At 74.3% G+C, this 13,316-nt stretch carries 13 protein-coding genes and 1 pseudogene; 8 read left to right on the forward strand and 6 right to left on the reverse strand.

Translation table 11 applies throughout. The features are described from left to right. Positions 1-492: pseudogene (locus tag E1212_RS13680) on the forward strand (hypothetical protein); the annotation flags it as partial. On the opposite strand, the gene E1212_RS13685 reads toward E1212_RS13680, so the two are convergent. Next, on the reverse strand, positions 454-1,707 hold the full coding sequence (locus tag E1212_RS13685; RefSeq protein ID WP_203416832.1) for a phosphotransferase: 1,254 nt from the start codon (positions 1,705-1,707) through the stop codon (positions 454-456). The pseudogene E1212_RS13680 and the gene E1212_RS13685 overlap by 39 nt on opposite strands. Positions 1,708-2,050: 343 nt before the next feature. Between E1212_RS13685 and E1212_RS13690 the strand changes: the two genes are divergently transcribed. Genes E1212_RS13690 through E1212_RS13700 form a run of 3 tightly spaced genes read left to right on the forward strand, consistent with a single transcriptional unit; the run spans position 2,051 to position 5,231 of the window. Then, the gene (locus E1212_RS13690; RefSeq protein ID WP_131983317.1) at positions 2,051-3,400 is read left to right on the forward strand and encodes a hemolysin family protein; all 1,350 of its coding nucleotides are present in this window, start codon (positions 2,051-2,053) and stop codon (positions 3,398-3,400) included. Next, positions 3,397-4,431, forward strand: coding sequence for a hemolysin family protein (locus E1212_RS13695; protein ID WP_131983319.1), 1,035 nt, complete (start codon positions 3,397-3,399; stop codon positions 4,429-4,431). Before E1212_RS13690 ends, E1212_RS13695 begins: the two co-directional genes overlap by 4 nt. Further along, on the forward strand, positions 4,428-5,231 hold the full coding sequence (locus E1212_RS13700; RefSeq protein ID WP_131983321.1) for an SAM hydrolase/SAM-dependent halogenase family protein: 804 nt from the start codon (positions 4,428-4,430) through the stop codon (positions 5,229-5,231). The genes E1212_RS13695 and E1212_RS13700 overlap by 4 nt, the downstream gene beginning before the upstream one ends. On the opposite strand, the gene E1212_RS13705 is transcribed toward E1212_RS13700, so the two are convergent. Both E1212_RS13705 and E1212_RS13710 read right to left on the reverse strand, forming a co-directional pair. After that, positions 5,221-5,532 (reverse strand): hypothetical protein, encoded by a 312-nt coding sequence (locus E1212_RS13705; RefSeq protein ID WP_131983323.1) that lies wholly within the window; start codon positions 5,530-5,532, stop codon positions 5,221-5,223. The two genes, E1212_RS13700 and E1212_RS13705, sit on opposite strands and share 11 nt — an antisense overlap. Next, a complete protein-coding gene (locus E1212_RS13710; RefSeq protein WP_131983325.1) occupies positions 5,529-6,113 on the reverse strand; it encodes a TetR/AcrR family transcriptional regulator in 585 nt (194 codons plus the stop codon). Before E1212_RS13710 ends, E1212_RS13705 begins: the two co-directional genes overlap by 4 nt. A 123-nt stretch (positions 6,114-6,236) precedes the next feature. Here E1212_RS13710 and E1212_RS13715 point away from each other — a divergent pair, with 123 nt between their 5' ends. Together E1212_RS13715 and E1212_RS13720 are read left to right on the forward strand one after the other, a co-directional pair. After that, entirely contained in the window at positions 6,237-6,554 is a 318-nt protein-coding gene (locus tag E1212_RS13715) for a YciI family protein (protein WP_131983327.1), read from the forward strand. Positions 6,555-6,661: 107 nt separating this feature from the next. Continuing rightward, a complete protein-coding gene (locus E1212_RS13720) occupies positions 6,662-6,823 on the forward strand; it encodes a hypothetical protein (protein WP_162605461.1) in 162 nt (53 codons plus the stop codon). A gap of 88 nt (positions 6,824-6,911) precedes the next feature. On the opposite strand, the gene srmL is transcribed toward E1212_RS13720, so the two are convergent. From srmL to E1212_RS13735, 3 genes are all read right to left on the reverse strand, one after another. Further along, entirely contained in the window at positions 6,912-8,045 is a 1,134-nt protein-coding gene (gene srmL / locus E1212_RS13725) for a PheS-related mystery ligase SrmL (RefSeq protein WP_131983331.1), read from the reverse strand. A gap of 147 nt (positions 8,046-8,192) precedes the next feature. Then, a complete protein-coding gene (locus tag E1212_RS13730; protein WP_162605462.1) occupies positions 8,193-8,645 on the reverse strand; it encodes an SRPBCC family protein in 453 nt (150 codons plus the stop codon). A 122-nt stretch (positions 8,646-8,767) separates the two neighbouring features. Then, a complete protein-coding gene (locus tag E1212_RS13735) occupies positions 8,768-10,849 on the reverse strand; it encodes an amylo-alpha-1,6-glucosidase (RefSeq protein ID WP_131983335.1) in 2,082 nt (693 codons plus the stop codon). A gap of 130 nt (positions 10,850-10,979) precedes the next feature. On the opposite strand from E1212_RS13735, the gene E1212_RS13740 reads away from it, so the two are divergent. Together E1212_RS13740 and E1212_RS13745 are read left to right on the forward strand one after the other, a co-directional pair. After that, positions 10,980-12,032 carry a LacI family DNA-binding transcriptional regulator gene (locus tag E1212_RS13740; protein WP_131983337.1) on the forward strand — a complete coding sequence of 351 codons (1,053 nt, stop codon included), beginning with the start codon at positions 10,980-10,982 and terminating at the stop codon, positions 12,030-12,032. A gap of 32 nt (positions 12,033-12,064) precedes the next feature. Next, positions 12,065-13,315, forward strand: a complete 1,251-nt coding sequence (locus E1212_RS13745) for a sugar ABC transporter substrate-binding protein (protein WP_162605463.1) — start codon at positions 12,065-12,067, stop codon at positions 13,313-13,315. The last annotated feature ends 1 nt before the right edge of the window (position 13,316 follow it).

Genomic DNA, 13,316 nt, shown 5'->3' on the forward strand with positions numbered 1-13,316 from the left:
GCCGGAGCGGGCGCCGGGGCCGGCTCGGCGGGGGAGCCGGCCGAGTTCGCCGAGTTGGCCGACGCCGGGCTCGCCGGGCTCGCCGGGCTGGCGGCGGTCGCGGGGCCGGCCGGGCTGGCGGGCGAGCCGGCAGTGGCCGGCGACGCCGCGGTGGAGGCCGAGGCGGGAGCAGCCGGGCTGTTCGCGCTGTTCGCCGTCGAGGCCGACGAGCCGGACTGGGGCGCGGGCTTGGAGGAGTCCGACGGTGCGTCGACCACTCCGGCGGCCGGCGGTTGTGCCCCGTTGAGAACGGGCGCGGCCACGGCGGTGCCGACCCCGATACCCAGTGCCGCCATCGTCCCGACTGCGAGCCACGTCTTCTTCTGGAGCTTCATCGTTTCCTCCTGGGAACCAGACACCGGATTCGCCGGCGTCGTGCTGACCCCTCAAGATTCGCGAGGCCTCGTGAATCCATCAGGAGAGCCGGATGAGAGCGTTCTCAGAGCTGCCTGAGCCGGCCGAGGCGGCGGCGTCGAGCCAGCGCTCGATCAGCTCGACGCGGTCGGCGGTGGCCTTCTCCCAGCCCGGGTCCTGGGCCCGGTACGGTCCGGTGGCCAGCGACAAGACGACACCGGCGGCGCGCAGCCGGAGCTCGGCCGGGTCGACCCGGCGGTCCAGCACCGGCAGCCAGTCCGTCAGCGCCGCCCGTGCTCCGGCGGCCGCGGGGAACCCGCCGGTCGCCAGCACGGAGAGGTGCGCGACCAGGCAGCCGAGGTCGTCGGCGCGGCGGCCCGGGCCCATGGTGTCGATGTCGAGCAGCCCGCTGACGGCGCCGTGCTCGACGAAGAGCTGGGCGTCGTAGAAGTCGCCATGCGTGGGCTCGTCGCCCGAGCCGGAGCCCGAGCCGTCGTACGCCGCCAGCTCGGCCGCGATGTCACCCGCCAGGGCCCGCACCCGAACCCCGAGCGTCGGCGCCGCCGCCGCGACGACCCCCGCGTAGTGCTCGGCGTGCGCGGACCACGGCAGCCGCCGCGGCAGCCCGGCGAGCTCGTCCGGCAGCCGGTCCAGCAGCGTCACCAGGTCGGCTGGGTCGTGCAGCGCCGTCGTGCCGGACTCGAGCGCCGTCCGCAGCGGCGTTCCGCGCAGGGGCGCGAGCACGATGATGCCGTCGTCGCTCCAGCCGAGGCTGCGCGGGACCGCGACCCCGGCCGCCGTCAGCACGCGGTGCCGGCTGTCGACGTCGCGGACCTGCCGCGGCCGCAGCACCTTGATGAACAGCCGCTGCCGCTCGGTGACGACCTCGACGACGGCGCGTTTGCGCGGCCGGTACGAGACCACCTGCAGCTGGACGCCGTCGGGTGGCAGGCCCAGCCCGCGCAGCAGATCGGCGACCGACGACGGGAAGCAGGCGGCCGCGAGCCCGGGCAGTTCGGGGTCGAACGGGAACCGCCACACCTGGATGAAGCGGTCGCCGTCAGTGACGACGAGCCCGCCCTCGGGCCGCCGCCCGGACACCGTCGCCGCGAACGTCTCCTCGCGCTCGCCGTCGGCCCACGCGACGCGGACCACGTAGGAGGCCGTCGTGCGATCGCCGGGGCGGTGGTCGACGTCGCGCAGCGACCAGCCGCGCAGCGTCCCGCCGGCTGGGGTCAGGGCGGCACCCAGGATATCCGGGACGGACGGGCCGGTGAGCAGCGCGAGGTCGGGATCGGCAGTCGGTCCGGGCACGCCGCCAGGGTTCCGGAGTGTGATGAGCCGCCGATGAGGCACGAATGAGACCGTTCTCATGGACACCGGTGCCCGGGGCGACACGCCGCCCGAGCAGAACCGCCGAAGGGCTGCGGCGCCATGTCACCGAAGCGTCGCTGCCCCCCTTCCCTCGTGGGACTCGCCGCCGCCCGGGACCTCGCGGCCGGCGTGCCACTAAGCTGGTGCGACACGTTCGTATCGGGGCCGCGTCCATCGACGCGTGCCCCACCCCGAAGGGAGCTGTGTCCGCCGTGCCGACGGACGCGTCAAGTCGCATACACCCATCTCGCCGCCACCGTGACGCCGGGCCGGGAGCCGGCCGATGACCGCCGCGGTGGCGATTCTCGCGGTCTTCGTCCTGACGTTCGGGACCGCCTACTTCGTCGCGCAGGAGTTCGCCTACGTCTCCGCCGACCGGGTCGAGCTCGCCCGCCGGGCCGAGGCCGGCGACAAGCGGGCCGCGTCGGCCATCCGGGTCATGGAGCACCTGTCGTTCATGCTGTCGGCCGCGCAGGTCGGCATCACCGTCACCGGCCTCATCGTCGGGCTCATCGCGGAGCCCGCGTTCGCGCAGATCGTCCGGCCGTTCCTCGACGCCGTCGGGCTGCCCGAGAATGCCGTCCCGGGCGTCTCGGTCGCCATCGGGTTCGCCATCGCGACGATCATCCAGATGGTGCTCGGTGAGCTGTTCCCCAAGAATCTCGCGCTGGCCACGCCCGAGCGGCTGGCCGTGCTGCTGGCGCCGTCGACCCACGTCTACCTGGCCGTCAGCGGCCCGGTGGTGCGGCTGTTCGACAACTCCGCCGCCTGGCTGCTGCGCCGGGTGGGCATCGAGCCGGTCGAGGAGCTGCACCACGGCGCCACCCTCGAGGAGCTGGGCCACGTCATCGGCGAGTCCGAGGCGGGCGGCTCGCTGTCGGCGCAGCTCTCGGGCATCCTGGGCCGCGCGCTGAGCTTCTCCGAGCACACCGCCGGCGAGGCCATGGTGCCGCGCCCCGACGTGCGCAGCGTCAGTTCCGACGACACCGCCGCCACCGTCATCGAGCTCATCGCCGCGCACGGCCACTCGAACTACCCGGTCCGCGGCGAGGAGACCGACGACGTCACGGGCGTGGTCGGCGTGCGCGAGCTCATGTACGTCGCGCCCGGCGCCGTCGACACCACGCTGATCGGCGACATCGCCCGCCCGGCGCTGCTGGTGCCCGACAGCCTGCCGCTGCCGGCGCTGGTCGAGCGCATGCAGGACGCCGGTGACGAGTTCGCGTGCGTGGTCGACGAGTACGGCGGGCTGGCCGGCATCGTCACGCTCGAGGACGTGTCCGAGGAGCTGTTCGGCGACATCACCGACGAGACCGACGAGCAGGGCGTCCCGGTGACGCGCCAGGGCGACTGGTGGCAGCTCGACGCCGGGCTGCGGGTCGACGAGGCCGCGGACCGGACCGGCCTGCCGCTGCACGAGTCCGACGACTACGACACCGTCGCCGGCCTGATCGTCGCCGAGCTGGGCCGGTTCGCCGAGCCCGGCGATCGCCTCGTCGTCGGCGACGGCACCAACGACCGCGACCAGGTCGAGATCGAGGTCGTGACGGTGGCGAGGCACGTCCCGGAGCTCGTGCGGCTGCGCGGGCTCGGCCGGGTCCGCACTGGTGACGGCGCGGAGGCCGCCTCGTGAGCCCGGTCGTCGCCATCCTCCTCACCACCGGCCTGCTGATCGCCAGCGGGTTCTTCGTCGCCGCGGAGTTCGCGCTGGTCGGCGCCCGCCGGCACCGCATCGAGCAGGCCGTCGACGCCGGTAAGCGCGGCGCCAAGGCGGCGCTCTCGGGCATCCGCGAGCTGTCGCTCATGCTGGCCGGCGCCCAGCTCGGCATCACCATGGTCGTGATCGGCCTCGGCATGGTGTCCGAGCCGGCCTTCCACCACATCCTCGAGCGGCCGCTGCACGCCGTCGGCCTGCCCGACGGCACCGCCGACGTCGTCGCGCTGATCATCGCGCTCACCGGCGTGACGTTCCTGCACGTCGTCGTCGGCGAGATGGCGCCGAAATCGTGGGCGATCGCGCATCCCGAGCAGTCGGCCATGATCCTCGCCCCGGCGTTCCGGGCCTACGCGTTCGGGGTCCGCTGGCTGCTGGTGGTGCTCAACGGCGTCACCAACCTGCTGTTGCGACTGATTCGGGTGACCCCGCGCGACGAGCTCGCGACCATGCGCAACCGCGAGCAGCTGCACCAGCTGGTCCGCGAGTCCAACCGGCTCGGGCTCATCGAGGACGACGACTACGGCCTGCTCACCCGTGCGCTGATCGCGCCCGAACAGCTGATCCGGACGGTCATGGTGCCGGCGGAGCGGATCGTCTCGGTGCCGGCCGGAGCCGGCCCGCAGGACGTCATCGAGGCCGGCCGCGCCAGCGAGCACACTCGGCTCGTGGTGCGCGACGCCGCCGGGACCGCCGTCGGCGCCGTGCACGTGCGCGGCGCGCTGATCGCGCGGGCCACGCCCGGCCCGGGGGCGACGGGGCCGGGATGGACGGCGGGCGGCGCGGCGCTGCCCGCCCCGCGGATCTCCGACGGCGCCGATCTCGCCGAAGCGGCCGAGGTGCTGCGCGGCGCCCGCTCGCAGCTGGGCATCGTGGTCGACGGCGACGGCGCCGAGGTCGGCCTGGTCGCCATCGACGACGTCGTCACGGCGGTGCTGGTCAACCGATGACGCCGTCGCTCATCGCGTTCCTCACCGACTACGGGCTGGCCGACGGCTACGTCGCGGCCTGCCACGGCGTCATCGCCCGCATCGCGCCGTCGGCCCGGGTCCTCGACGTCACGCACGACGTCCCCGCGCAGGACGTCCGGCACGGCGCGGTGGTGCTCGCCGACACCCTGCCCTACCTGCCGCCGTCGGTCGTGCTGGGCGTCGTCGATCCCGGCGTGGGCACCGAGCGCCGCGCCGTCGCCGTCGTCGCCGGTGAGTCCGTGCTGGTCGGGCCCGACAACGGGCTGCTGCTGTGGGCGGCCGCGGCCCTCGGCGGGGCGAGCCGGGCGATCGAGCTCACGGCGCCCGAGTACCGGCTGGTCACCGGCGCGACGACGTTCGACGGTCGGGACGTGTTCGCGCCGGCGGCGGCGCACCTGGCCGCGGGACTCGACGTCGCCGCGCTGGGGCCGTCGGTCGACGTGGCCGCACTGGTCCGGCTGCCCGACCCGTGGCTGCGGGTCGCAGACGAGACCGTCGAGGCCGAGGTGCACGTCGTCGACCGCTTCGGCAACGTCGCGCTGGCGGCCGGACCGGCCGAGCTGACCGCGGCGGGGCTCGACGAGCACGCCCGGCTGCGGATCACCGTCGCCGACCGGTCGTCGTACGTGCCGTTGGCGACCTCGTACGCGGCGGTGCCGGAGCGTGACCCGGTGCTGCTGATCGACTCCGCCGGCCGGCTGGCGCTCGCGGTCAACCGGGGCAGCGCGGCCGCGGACCTGCGGCTGCAGGTCGGCGACCACGTGACCGTCAGCTCGTAGCGGTCCGGCCGCGCCGGCCCCACGGGTCGGCCTGCCACATGCGGGCGTGGACGAGCCCGACCGTCAGCACGCCCAGCGCCGCCGCGGTCCAGCCCGGCCACGGGTGGTTCGAGACGTCGGCGAAGTACCAGGCAAGCCCCGCGACGACCAGCCCGGCCCAGCCGGTGAGCACGTTGACGACGGCGCCCTCGCCGAACGGGCTCGGGTTGGTGGTGCGGCCGGTGCTGCCCTCGACGTAGTAGGGCAGCCCGTTGCCGGCGAAGAAGCCTGCGACGAACGCGAGCAGGACGGTGACGATCATGGTGTCGCTCCATGGACGAGAGGAAGGATCACGGCGTCGGCCAGCCGGTCGAGGAAGGCGTCGTCGAGCGGCTCGCCGGTGACGAACAGGCGCGAGAACAGCAGCGCCGAGGCGACCTCGGCGATCAGGTCGTGATCCGGGACGGCCGCGATGTCGCCCCGGTCGGCCGCGCGGCGCAGCGCCGGTGCGAAGGCGTCACGCTTCACCCCGATCAGCCGGGCCCGGACCGCCGTCGCGAGCGCAGGGTCGTCGCGCATGGCCGTCAGCAGGCCCAGGACCAGCGCGGCGCTCTCGCCGGCGAGCCGGTCGCGCATGGCCGTGAGCAGGGCCAGCAGGTCGGCCCGGAGCGCGCCTGTGTCGGGCGGCGCCGAGCTGTCGCCGTCGCCGCTCGTGTGCCGTTCGATCGCGGCGATGACCAGGTCGGCCTTGCCGGCCCAGCGCCGGTAGATGGTCGCCTTGCTCGCCCGCGCCCGCGCGGCGACGGCGTCCATGGTGACCGAGCCGTAGCCGATCTCGGCGAGCAGCTCGAGGGTGGCCCGGAGGACCGCGTCCTCGCGCAGCTCGCCGCGGGTGGGGGACATCGAGTTCCCTTCGAAGTGAACGAAACGGTTTCGTACACTTTAGATCGTCCGGCTGCGGATGTCGAGATCTCGTCGTCGGCTCCGACGTCACCGGTGAGAGCAGCCGAACCGGAGGCGAAGCCGATGAAGTACCTGATCCTGGTCTACCGCGATCCGCCCACGGCAGGACCCGGCCACGAGGCGCTGCAACGTGAGCTGGCGGGCGGCGGCGAGCTGATCGCCGCCGAGGCGCTGGCCGACCCGTCGCTGACGAAGCGGCTCCACGACGGCGTGGTCACCGACGGCCCGCTGCCGGGCGTCGACAGCCACCTGACCTCCTTCTACCTGGTCGAGTGCGAGACGATCGACCGCGCGCTCGGACACGCTCGGCAGCTCCCGGAGGCCGCGACCGGCCGGGTGGAGGTACGCCCCGCGCTCTGTTGCAGCGGTTTGGAGATGTGACCTCGGTCCCGCTCCCCGCGCCGGTGTCACATCGGGCCGGCCTCGCGGGTCTCGTGTGCCGAATCCGACGAGACCACGTCGCTGTCCTGGTCTGCGACATCACGCTGATGAAGGCCTTCGGCGTCGGGCTTGCGCTGGCCGTGCTGATCGACGCGACCGTCATCCGGGGCGCCCTGCTGCCGGCGACGATGCGGCCGCTCGGCCGCGCGACCTGGTGGGCACCCGCCCGGCTGCGGCGGGTGCCCGGTTCGGCCACCGCCGCACCCTGAATGGGAATGGTTGGCGGCTTGGTGGTGCCAGGGCGCCACCAAACCGCCAACCATCGCGCCGGGACGGCCCCGGCCCTTATCTAGGCGCTCACTCCGTGAGGGCGGCGACGACGCGATCGCGCAGGGTGTTGGCCTCCTCGCCGGTGAGGGTCCGGTCGACCGGGCGCAGGACCAGCCGGAGCAGCACGTTCTCCTGACCGGGCCGGATCCGGAGCCGCTCCCGAGCCGCCGCCGGCAGGTCGTCGTACGGCGTCGTCGACAGGACGGTGACCTCCTCGACGAGGTCGGCGTCGGGGCCGAGCGCCTCGCGGACGCGGTCGCCGATGATCTCGGCGTCGGATCCGGCGGGGACGGCGGCGGAGATGTCGCGCCGCGCGGGCGGCAGGTCGGACACCGGCTGGTACGGCGCCAGGCCGGTCAGCTGCTCAGCGACGCGCGGGTCCGCCGAGCGGAGCAGCCGGATGTCCGGGATGCCGGTGCGCAGCATCAGCACCCGATCCAGACCCATGCCGAGCGCGAGCCCGCTCCAGGACGACGGCGACAGCCCGGCGGCGGCGAGGACGCCCGGCGCGGCGAGCCCGCACTCGGCGATCTCGACCGGGCGGCCGTCGCGGATGGCCTCGACCTCGCGGCCGCCGGTCGTGTACGGGTGCGTCGTCGCCGTCCAGCGCCAGTGGGTGCCCGGCAGGACCGCGCCGACCAGCGTCGACACCAGCGTGTGCAGGTCGTCGTGGTCGAGCCGGCGGCCGCCGCGCCGCACCAGCCAGAGGTCGAGCTGGTGCGGCGTTCCGGTGTGCAGACGGTCGATGGAGTCGCGGCGGTGACAGATGCCCGGCAGTACCAGCAGCACGTCGCGCTCGTCGACGAGCGGCGCTGCGGCCAGCGCGCGCAGCGCCGGCGGCACCCCCGCCGACGTGTGGCTGCGCAGCATCGTGGTGTCGCTGACGTAGCGGGTGTAGCGGACGTCGCGCGAGACGGCGTCGGGCTGGTAGCCGAGGCGGTCGTAGTTGTCCTCGACGGCGACGACGGGGCGCGAACGCAGCACGCGGACGTCGGCGCCCCACTGCTCGCCGAGCGCGTCGGCGGCGGCCGAGACGAGGAGCTGCAGGGCGTGCGGCCCCTGCGCGGGATCGGTGAGGTCGCGCAGCGAGAGCGCGTCGACCAGGGCGGGCAGCGACAGCGGCTGCGGCCGGCTGCCGGAGGCAAGAGTGGGAGCGGTCATGGCCAGGCCTTTCGCGGGGGCTGGGAAGCGGGACGGATGCTCCCCCGGCCGGTCGTCCGCGAAGGGTCAGGCGTGCGTACCCTCCGGGCGGCGGACGTTCGCCGACCGGGGGCCGCTAAACCAGCGCTGACCTGGCACGTCTTCAGACTATCCGATGGCGAGGTGATCGGCCAGGCGCGAGAGGCTGTCGTGCCAGGACTTGAGGTGGTCGTCGCGCTGTTCCTCGGTCGGGTTGTGGCTGTGCGTCACCACGACCTCGGTGCCGCCCTGGTCCGCCGGCGCCAGCTTGACGGCGACGCGGCTCGCGGGCGCGCTGTCGCCGTTCCAGGACCAGATGTAGGTGATCAGCCGCGGCCTGCGGACCTCGCCGAAGATGCCGCGGATGGCGACGTTGTGCCCCGCCGCCAGGCCGGCCGTCCGGAACACGAACCGGCCGCCGGCCCGGGGATCGGTCTCGTAGATGGCGGCGAATGCCGCCGGCCAGAACCAGCCGGCGAGCCCACGCGGCTCGGTGAACATCGGGAACACGTCGTCGGGGTCGGCGTCGACCACGACCGAGACGACGGCGGTGGTGGCGTCTGGCAGGGATGACTCGACCATGGTTGCGAACTTTAGGGCATTTTCATACATCCTGACGAGAGCCGGCCCCAAGGCTCGTCGCCGCCGCATGATCCATGATCATGTTCCCTCGCGGGCCGCTGACGCGCCGCAACCGAACATGATCATGGGAAGTGCGCGTCGACCGACACCGTCAGTGGTGCGGAGGTGCGGACGTCGGCCCGGCCCGAGGCGTCGACGGCGACGGTGAGCGGGTGGCCGGCCACCCGCAGGCCCTCGACGCGCAGCGGGAACCAGTCGGCGAACGCGGGATGCGGGGCGACCCGCAGCGTGCCCCCCGGCACGTCCGCCGTCAGGCCGAGTGCCGCCTGCAGCAGCGCCACCACCGTCGCCGCGGACCACGCCTGCGGGCGGCACGCCGCCGGGTAGGCGAGCACCGGCTCGCCGGCCCGGGCGTCGGTGCCGGCGAACAGCTCCGGCAGCCGGTAGGCGAAGTCGGGCGCCGCCCGCAGGAGCCCGCCGGCCAGCGACGCCGCCACGCCCGCGAACCCGTCGGCGGCCAGCCCGCGGACGGCGATCGCGGTGTCGTGCGGCCAGATGCTGCCCGCGTGGTAGCCGAGCGGGTTGAACCCGGTGGCGTCGGCGGTCATCGTGCGCAGGCCGTAGCCGGCGTCGAGGTCGGGGCGGCCGAGCCGGTCGGCGACGACGGCGGCCTCGTCGGGCCGGAGCAGGCCGGTGCCGAGCAGGTGGCCGAGGTTGGACGTGACGGTGCCGACCGGCTGCTTGGCGCCGTCGAGCGCGATGGCAGGGAAGCGGCCCTTCTCGTCGGACACCCAGAACGTGGCGGCGAACCGCTCGCGCAACGCGGCCGCCCACTCGCGCAGTGGCCCGCTCCCGGGCCGGTCGAACGCGTCGAGCAGCGCCGCCCCCGCCAGCGCCGCCTCGTGGGCGTAGGCCTGCGCCTCGCTCAGCGCGATGGGCGGGGCCGCGATGGAGCCGTCGGGGTGCTGGATGGAGTCGCCGGAGTCCTTCCAGCCCTGGTTGGCCAGGCCCCGGCCGCCGGTGTCGACGTACTCGAGGAAGCCGTCGCCGTCGGGGTCGGCCTCCTCCGTCAACCAGCGCAGCGCGCCCTCGAGCGGGTCGAGCAGCTCGGCGACGGCGGCGCCCGGCAGTCCCCAGCGCCAGGCGTCGTGCAGCAGGCAGATCCACAGGGCGGTGGCGTCGACGGTGCCGAAGTAGACCGGCGGCAGCCACGACCCGGGCGCCGGGATGCGCACCTCGTGCAGGATCTTGCCCGGCGCCTCGGCGGTGTCGGGGTCGTGCCGGCGCCCCTGCCGGCGGGCCAGCGTGCGCAGTGTGCCGCGGGCCAGGCCGGTGCCCAGCGGCAGCGTGAACCGCGCGGCCCAGAGGGAGTCGCGGCCGAACAGCGTGAAGAACCACGGGCTGCCGGCGGCGAGGAAGGTGTCGGACGGGTCGAGCGGGTCGGACAGCGCCAGCGCGGCGAGGTCCTCGACGCTGCGCTCGGCCAGCCGGGCGAGGTCGGACCGGCCGGCGACGGCGACGGCGTCCCAGCCCGCGCCGTCGGCCGGGCCGAACGCGTTGGCCGGGGGACCCCCGGTGAAAGCGGCCGCCACCTCGATGTCGGCCGTCCACGACGTGTGCGCGGGCAGGTGGACCACCCAGCTGAGCACGGCCCCCGTGGTGTGGGTCTCGACGCCGGCTCCCGGCGCGGTGACCGTGACGGTGAGGTCGCCGTCGCGCCAGCCCACGACGTCGGCGACCGACGACGACGGGGCCCGGCCGCCGCGCTGGGCGCCGTCGTGCTTGATCGCCTCGGCGGTGGCGAAGTCAGCCGCCACGTGCACGCGGACGGTGGCGGCGATCGCCTCGCGCGCGTCGTTGACCAGCTCGAGCCGCTCGGCGACGCCGTCGGGCCGGGCGAAGCGGTGCCGCTCGAGCCGCACCGTCGGGTCGGCGCCGGAGTCGCCGAGGTGCCGGACGAGGCCGGTGAACTGCGCGTGACCGGCGCCGCGCAGGCCGTGGCCGGCAGGCGACGGCTCGTGTCCGTCGACGTCGATCCACAGCTCGGAGAGGACGCGGCGGTCGTGGCTGAGCACACCCTGCGCGCCGGAGGGGCGGATCTGGCCGTCGGCCCCGGACAGCGCCACGGTCGGCGCCTTCACGCAGCTGACGAGGTCGTGCAGGAACGGCTGGGGCACCGGACCGGGGGCGGGTGGAACGGTCACCAGCGTGATCCTCTCGAGACTTGACAGAACAGTCGCCGCGTTCTTAACTCTGAACCAGATCCCATTTTTGAACGATCAAAACACGCTACCAATCGAATTTTGATCGTTCAACACGTCGAGGAGGACGCGGATGGCGACGCCGGAGAGCGGTGCCACGCTGGAGAGCGTCGCCACCGTGGCAGGAGTCTCGCGGCAGACCGTCTCCAACGTCCTCAACGCGCCCGAGCGGGTCGCGCCCGAGACCCGGCAGCGGGTCGAGGACGCCATCCGCGAGCTGCGCTACCGGCCCAACCGGTCCGCCCGCTCGCTGCGCACCCGCATCAGCCGGCTCATCGGCTACTGCATCCAGCCGGCCCCGGCCGGCAACCTCAACCCCGTCCTCGACCGGTTCGTCCACGCCGTCACCGAGTCCGCCGCGGCGCACGGCTTCCACGTGCTCCTCTTCACCGCGCCGACCGGCAGCGCCGGCCTCGACCGCTACGCCGAGCTGCTCGCCCAGCGCGCCGTCGACGGCTTCGTGCTCGCCGACACCGTCGTGGCCGACCCGCGCCCCGGGTGGCTGACGGAGCAGGGCGTGCCGTTCGTCGCGTTCGGCCGCAGCTGGTCCGGTCCCGACCGGGGCCACTGGGTCGACGTCGACGGCGCGGCCGGCATGACCGAGGCGGTCGAGCACCTGCACGCCATCGGCCACCGCCGCATCGCGTTCATCGGCTGGCCCGAGGGCTCCGGCGTCGGCGACGACCGCGTCGCCGGCTACACCGCCGCCTGCCTGCGGCTCGGCCTGGACCCACGCGTCGTCCGGGCCGAGGGCGGCGCCGGCACCGGCCGGGCCCTGGCCGCCGCCCTGCTCGACGACGCCGCCGAAGCGCGGCCCACCGCGCTGGTCTGCGTCAGCGACGAGTCGGCCTACGGCGCGCTGCGGGCGCTCGCCGAGCGCGGCCTGCGCCCGGGCGAGGACGTCGCCGTCGTCGGCTTCGACGACACCCCCGCCGCCCGCCTGCCCGGGGTCGACCTCACCAGCCTGTCCCAGCCGATCGAGCAGATCGGGCACGAGTCCGTCCTGATGCTGCTCGGCCTGCTCGGTGTCGTGGAGCTCCCGCCCGGCCCCGAGCACCGCCTGCTGCGCCCCTCGCTCGTCGTCCGGGCCAGCTCCCGTCCCGCCGTTCCCCCCACGGAGGCCTGATCATGCGTCACTTCCCCCGTACCCCACTCGCGGTGGCCACGGCCGTGGCCACCGCCACTCTGCTCGCCGCCTGTGGCAGCGGCTTCGACGACAGCGACGACGGCGGCAGCGGCGAGCCGTCCGAGGCCAGCGGCGGCGACACCGGCGAGCCCGCGTCGCTCACCGTCATGATCGGCTCGTCGGGCGAGGCCGAGACCGTCGCCGTCCAGGAGGCCACCGCCCGCTGGGCCGACGAGACCGGCAACGAGGTCGAGGTGATTCCCGCCCAGGACCTCGTGCAGCAGCTGCAGCAGGGGTTCGCCGGCGGCAACCCGCCCGACCTCTTCTACGTCAGCCCCGACCGCTTCCGCATGTTCGCCGAGGGCGGCTCGCTGTACCCGTACGGCGACCAGATCGAGGACGCCGAGGACATCTACCAGTCGCTGCGCGACGCGTTCACCTACGAGGACGAGCTCTACTGCGCGCCCAAGGACGGCGGCGTGCACGCACTGGTCATCGACACCGAGGCGTGGGCCGCGGCCGGGCTGACCGAGGCCGACTACCCGCAGGACTGGGACCAGCTCGCCTCCGTGGCGCAGACGCTGACCGCCGATGGCCGCGTGGGACTCGCGTTCACCGGCGACTACAACCCCGTCGGCTCGTTCATGCTGGCCGGCGGCGGGTTCTTCGTGAACGACGACCAGACCGAGGTCACAGCCGACACCCCGGAGAACCTGGCGACGCTGGAGTACCTCGAGCAGAACATGGACGCCGGCTCCTTCGCGTTCGCGCCGAACATCGACGCGGCCTGGGGCGGCGAGGCGCTGGGCAGCGGCAAGTCGGCCATGACCATCGAGGGCGCCTGGATCGTCGGCGCGCTGCAGAACGACTTCCCGGACCGCCAGTGGACCGCGGTCCCGATGCCGGCCGGCCCCGGCGGGCAGGCCTCGACGGCGTTCACCAACTGCTGGGGCATCGCCGCCGACAGCGAGAACCAGGCGGCCGCCGTCGACCTCGTGAACTTCCTCATCGCCCCCGAGGAGCAGCAGGCCTTCGCCGAGGCGTTCGGCCCGATCCCGTCGCGAGCCGGCCTCGCCGACTGGAACGCCGAGACGTTCCCCGAGAAGGCGGCGTTCGCCGAGGGCATGGAGACCGCCCGCAGCCAGGTCGCCGTGCCGGGCTTCGAGTCCGTCCTGGCCGACTTCAACACCCAGCTCGAGGGCATGGCCGCCGGTACCGTCACGCCGGAGCAGGCGCTGCAGGCCCTGCAGACCAACGGCGAAGCCGTCCTCACCCAGGAGTGAC

The organism is Jiangella ureilytica, assembly GCF_004348545.1.
In the GTDB taxonomy this organism is placed as follows: Bacteria; Actinomycetota; Actinomycetes; order Jiangellales; family Jiangellaceae; genus Jiangella; species Jiangella ureilytica.

Bases quoted from the DNA above. Each gene is read 5' to 3' on its own strand.
- E1212_RS13730 (WP_162605462.1), bottom strand. From the start codon at position 8,645: ATGGTCGAGTCATCCCTGCCAGACGCCACCACCGCCGTCGTCTCGGTC.
- E1212_RS13690 (WP_131983317.1), top strand. From the start codon at position 2,051: ATGACCGCCGCGGTGGCGATTCTCGCGGTCTTCGTCCTGACGTTCGGG.
- E1212_RS13720 (WP_162605461.1), top strand. From the start codon at position 6,662: ATGAAGGCCTTCGGCGTCGGGCTTGCGCTGGCCGTGCTGATCGACGCG.
- E1212_RS13715 (WP_131983327.1), top strand. From the start codon at position 6,237: ATGAAGTACCTGATCCTGGTCTACCGCGATCCGCCCACGGCAGGACCC.
- E1212_RS13740 (WP_131983337.1), top strand. From the start codon at position 10,980: ATGGCGACGCCGGAGAGCGGTGCCACGCTGGAGAGCGTCGCCACCGTG.
- E1212_RS13710 (WP_131983325.1), bottom strand. From the start codon at position 6,113: ATGTCCCCCACCCGCGGCGAGCTGCGCGAGGACGCGGTCCTCCGGGCC.
- srmL (WP_131983331.1), bottom strand. From the start codon at position 8,045: ATGACCGCTCCCACTCTTGCCTCCGGCAGCCGGCCGCAGCCGCTGTCG.
- E1212_RS13700 (WP_131983321.1), top strand. From the start codon at position 4,428: ATGACGCCGTCGCTCATCGCGTTCCTCACCGACTACGGGCTGGCCGAC.
- E1212_RS13705 (WP_131983323.1), bottom strand. From the start codon at position 5,532: ATGATCGTCACCGTCCTGCTCGCGTTCGTCGCAGGCTTCTTCGCCGGC.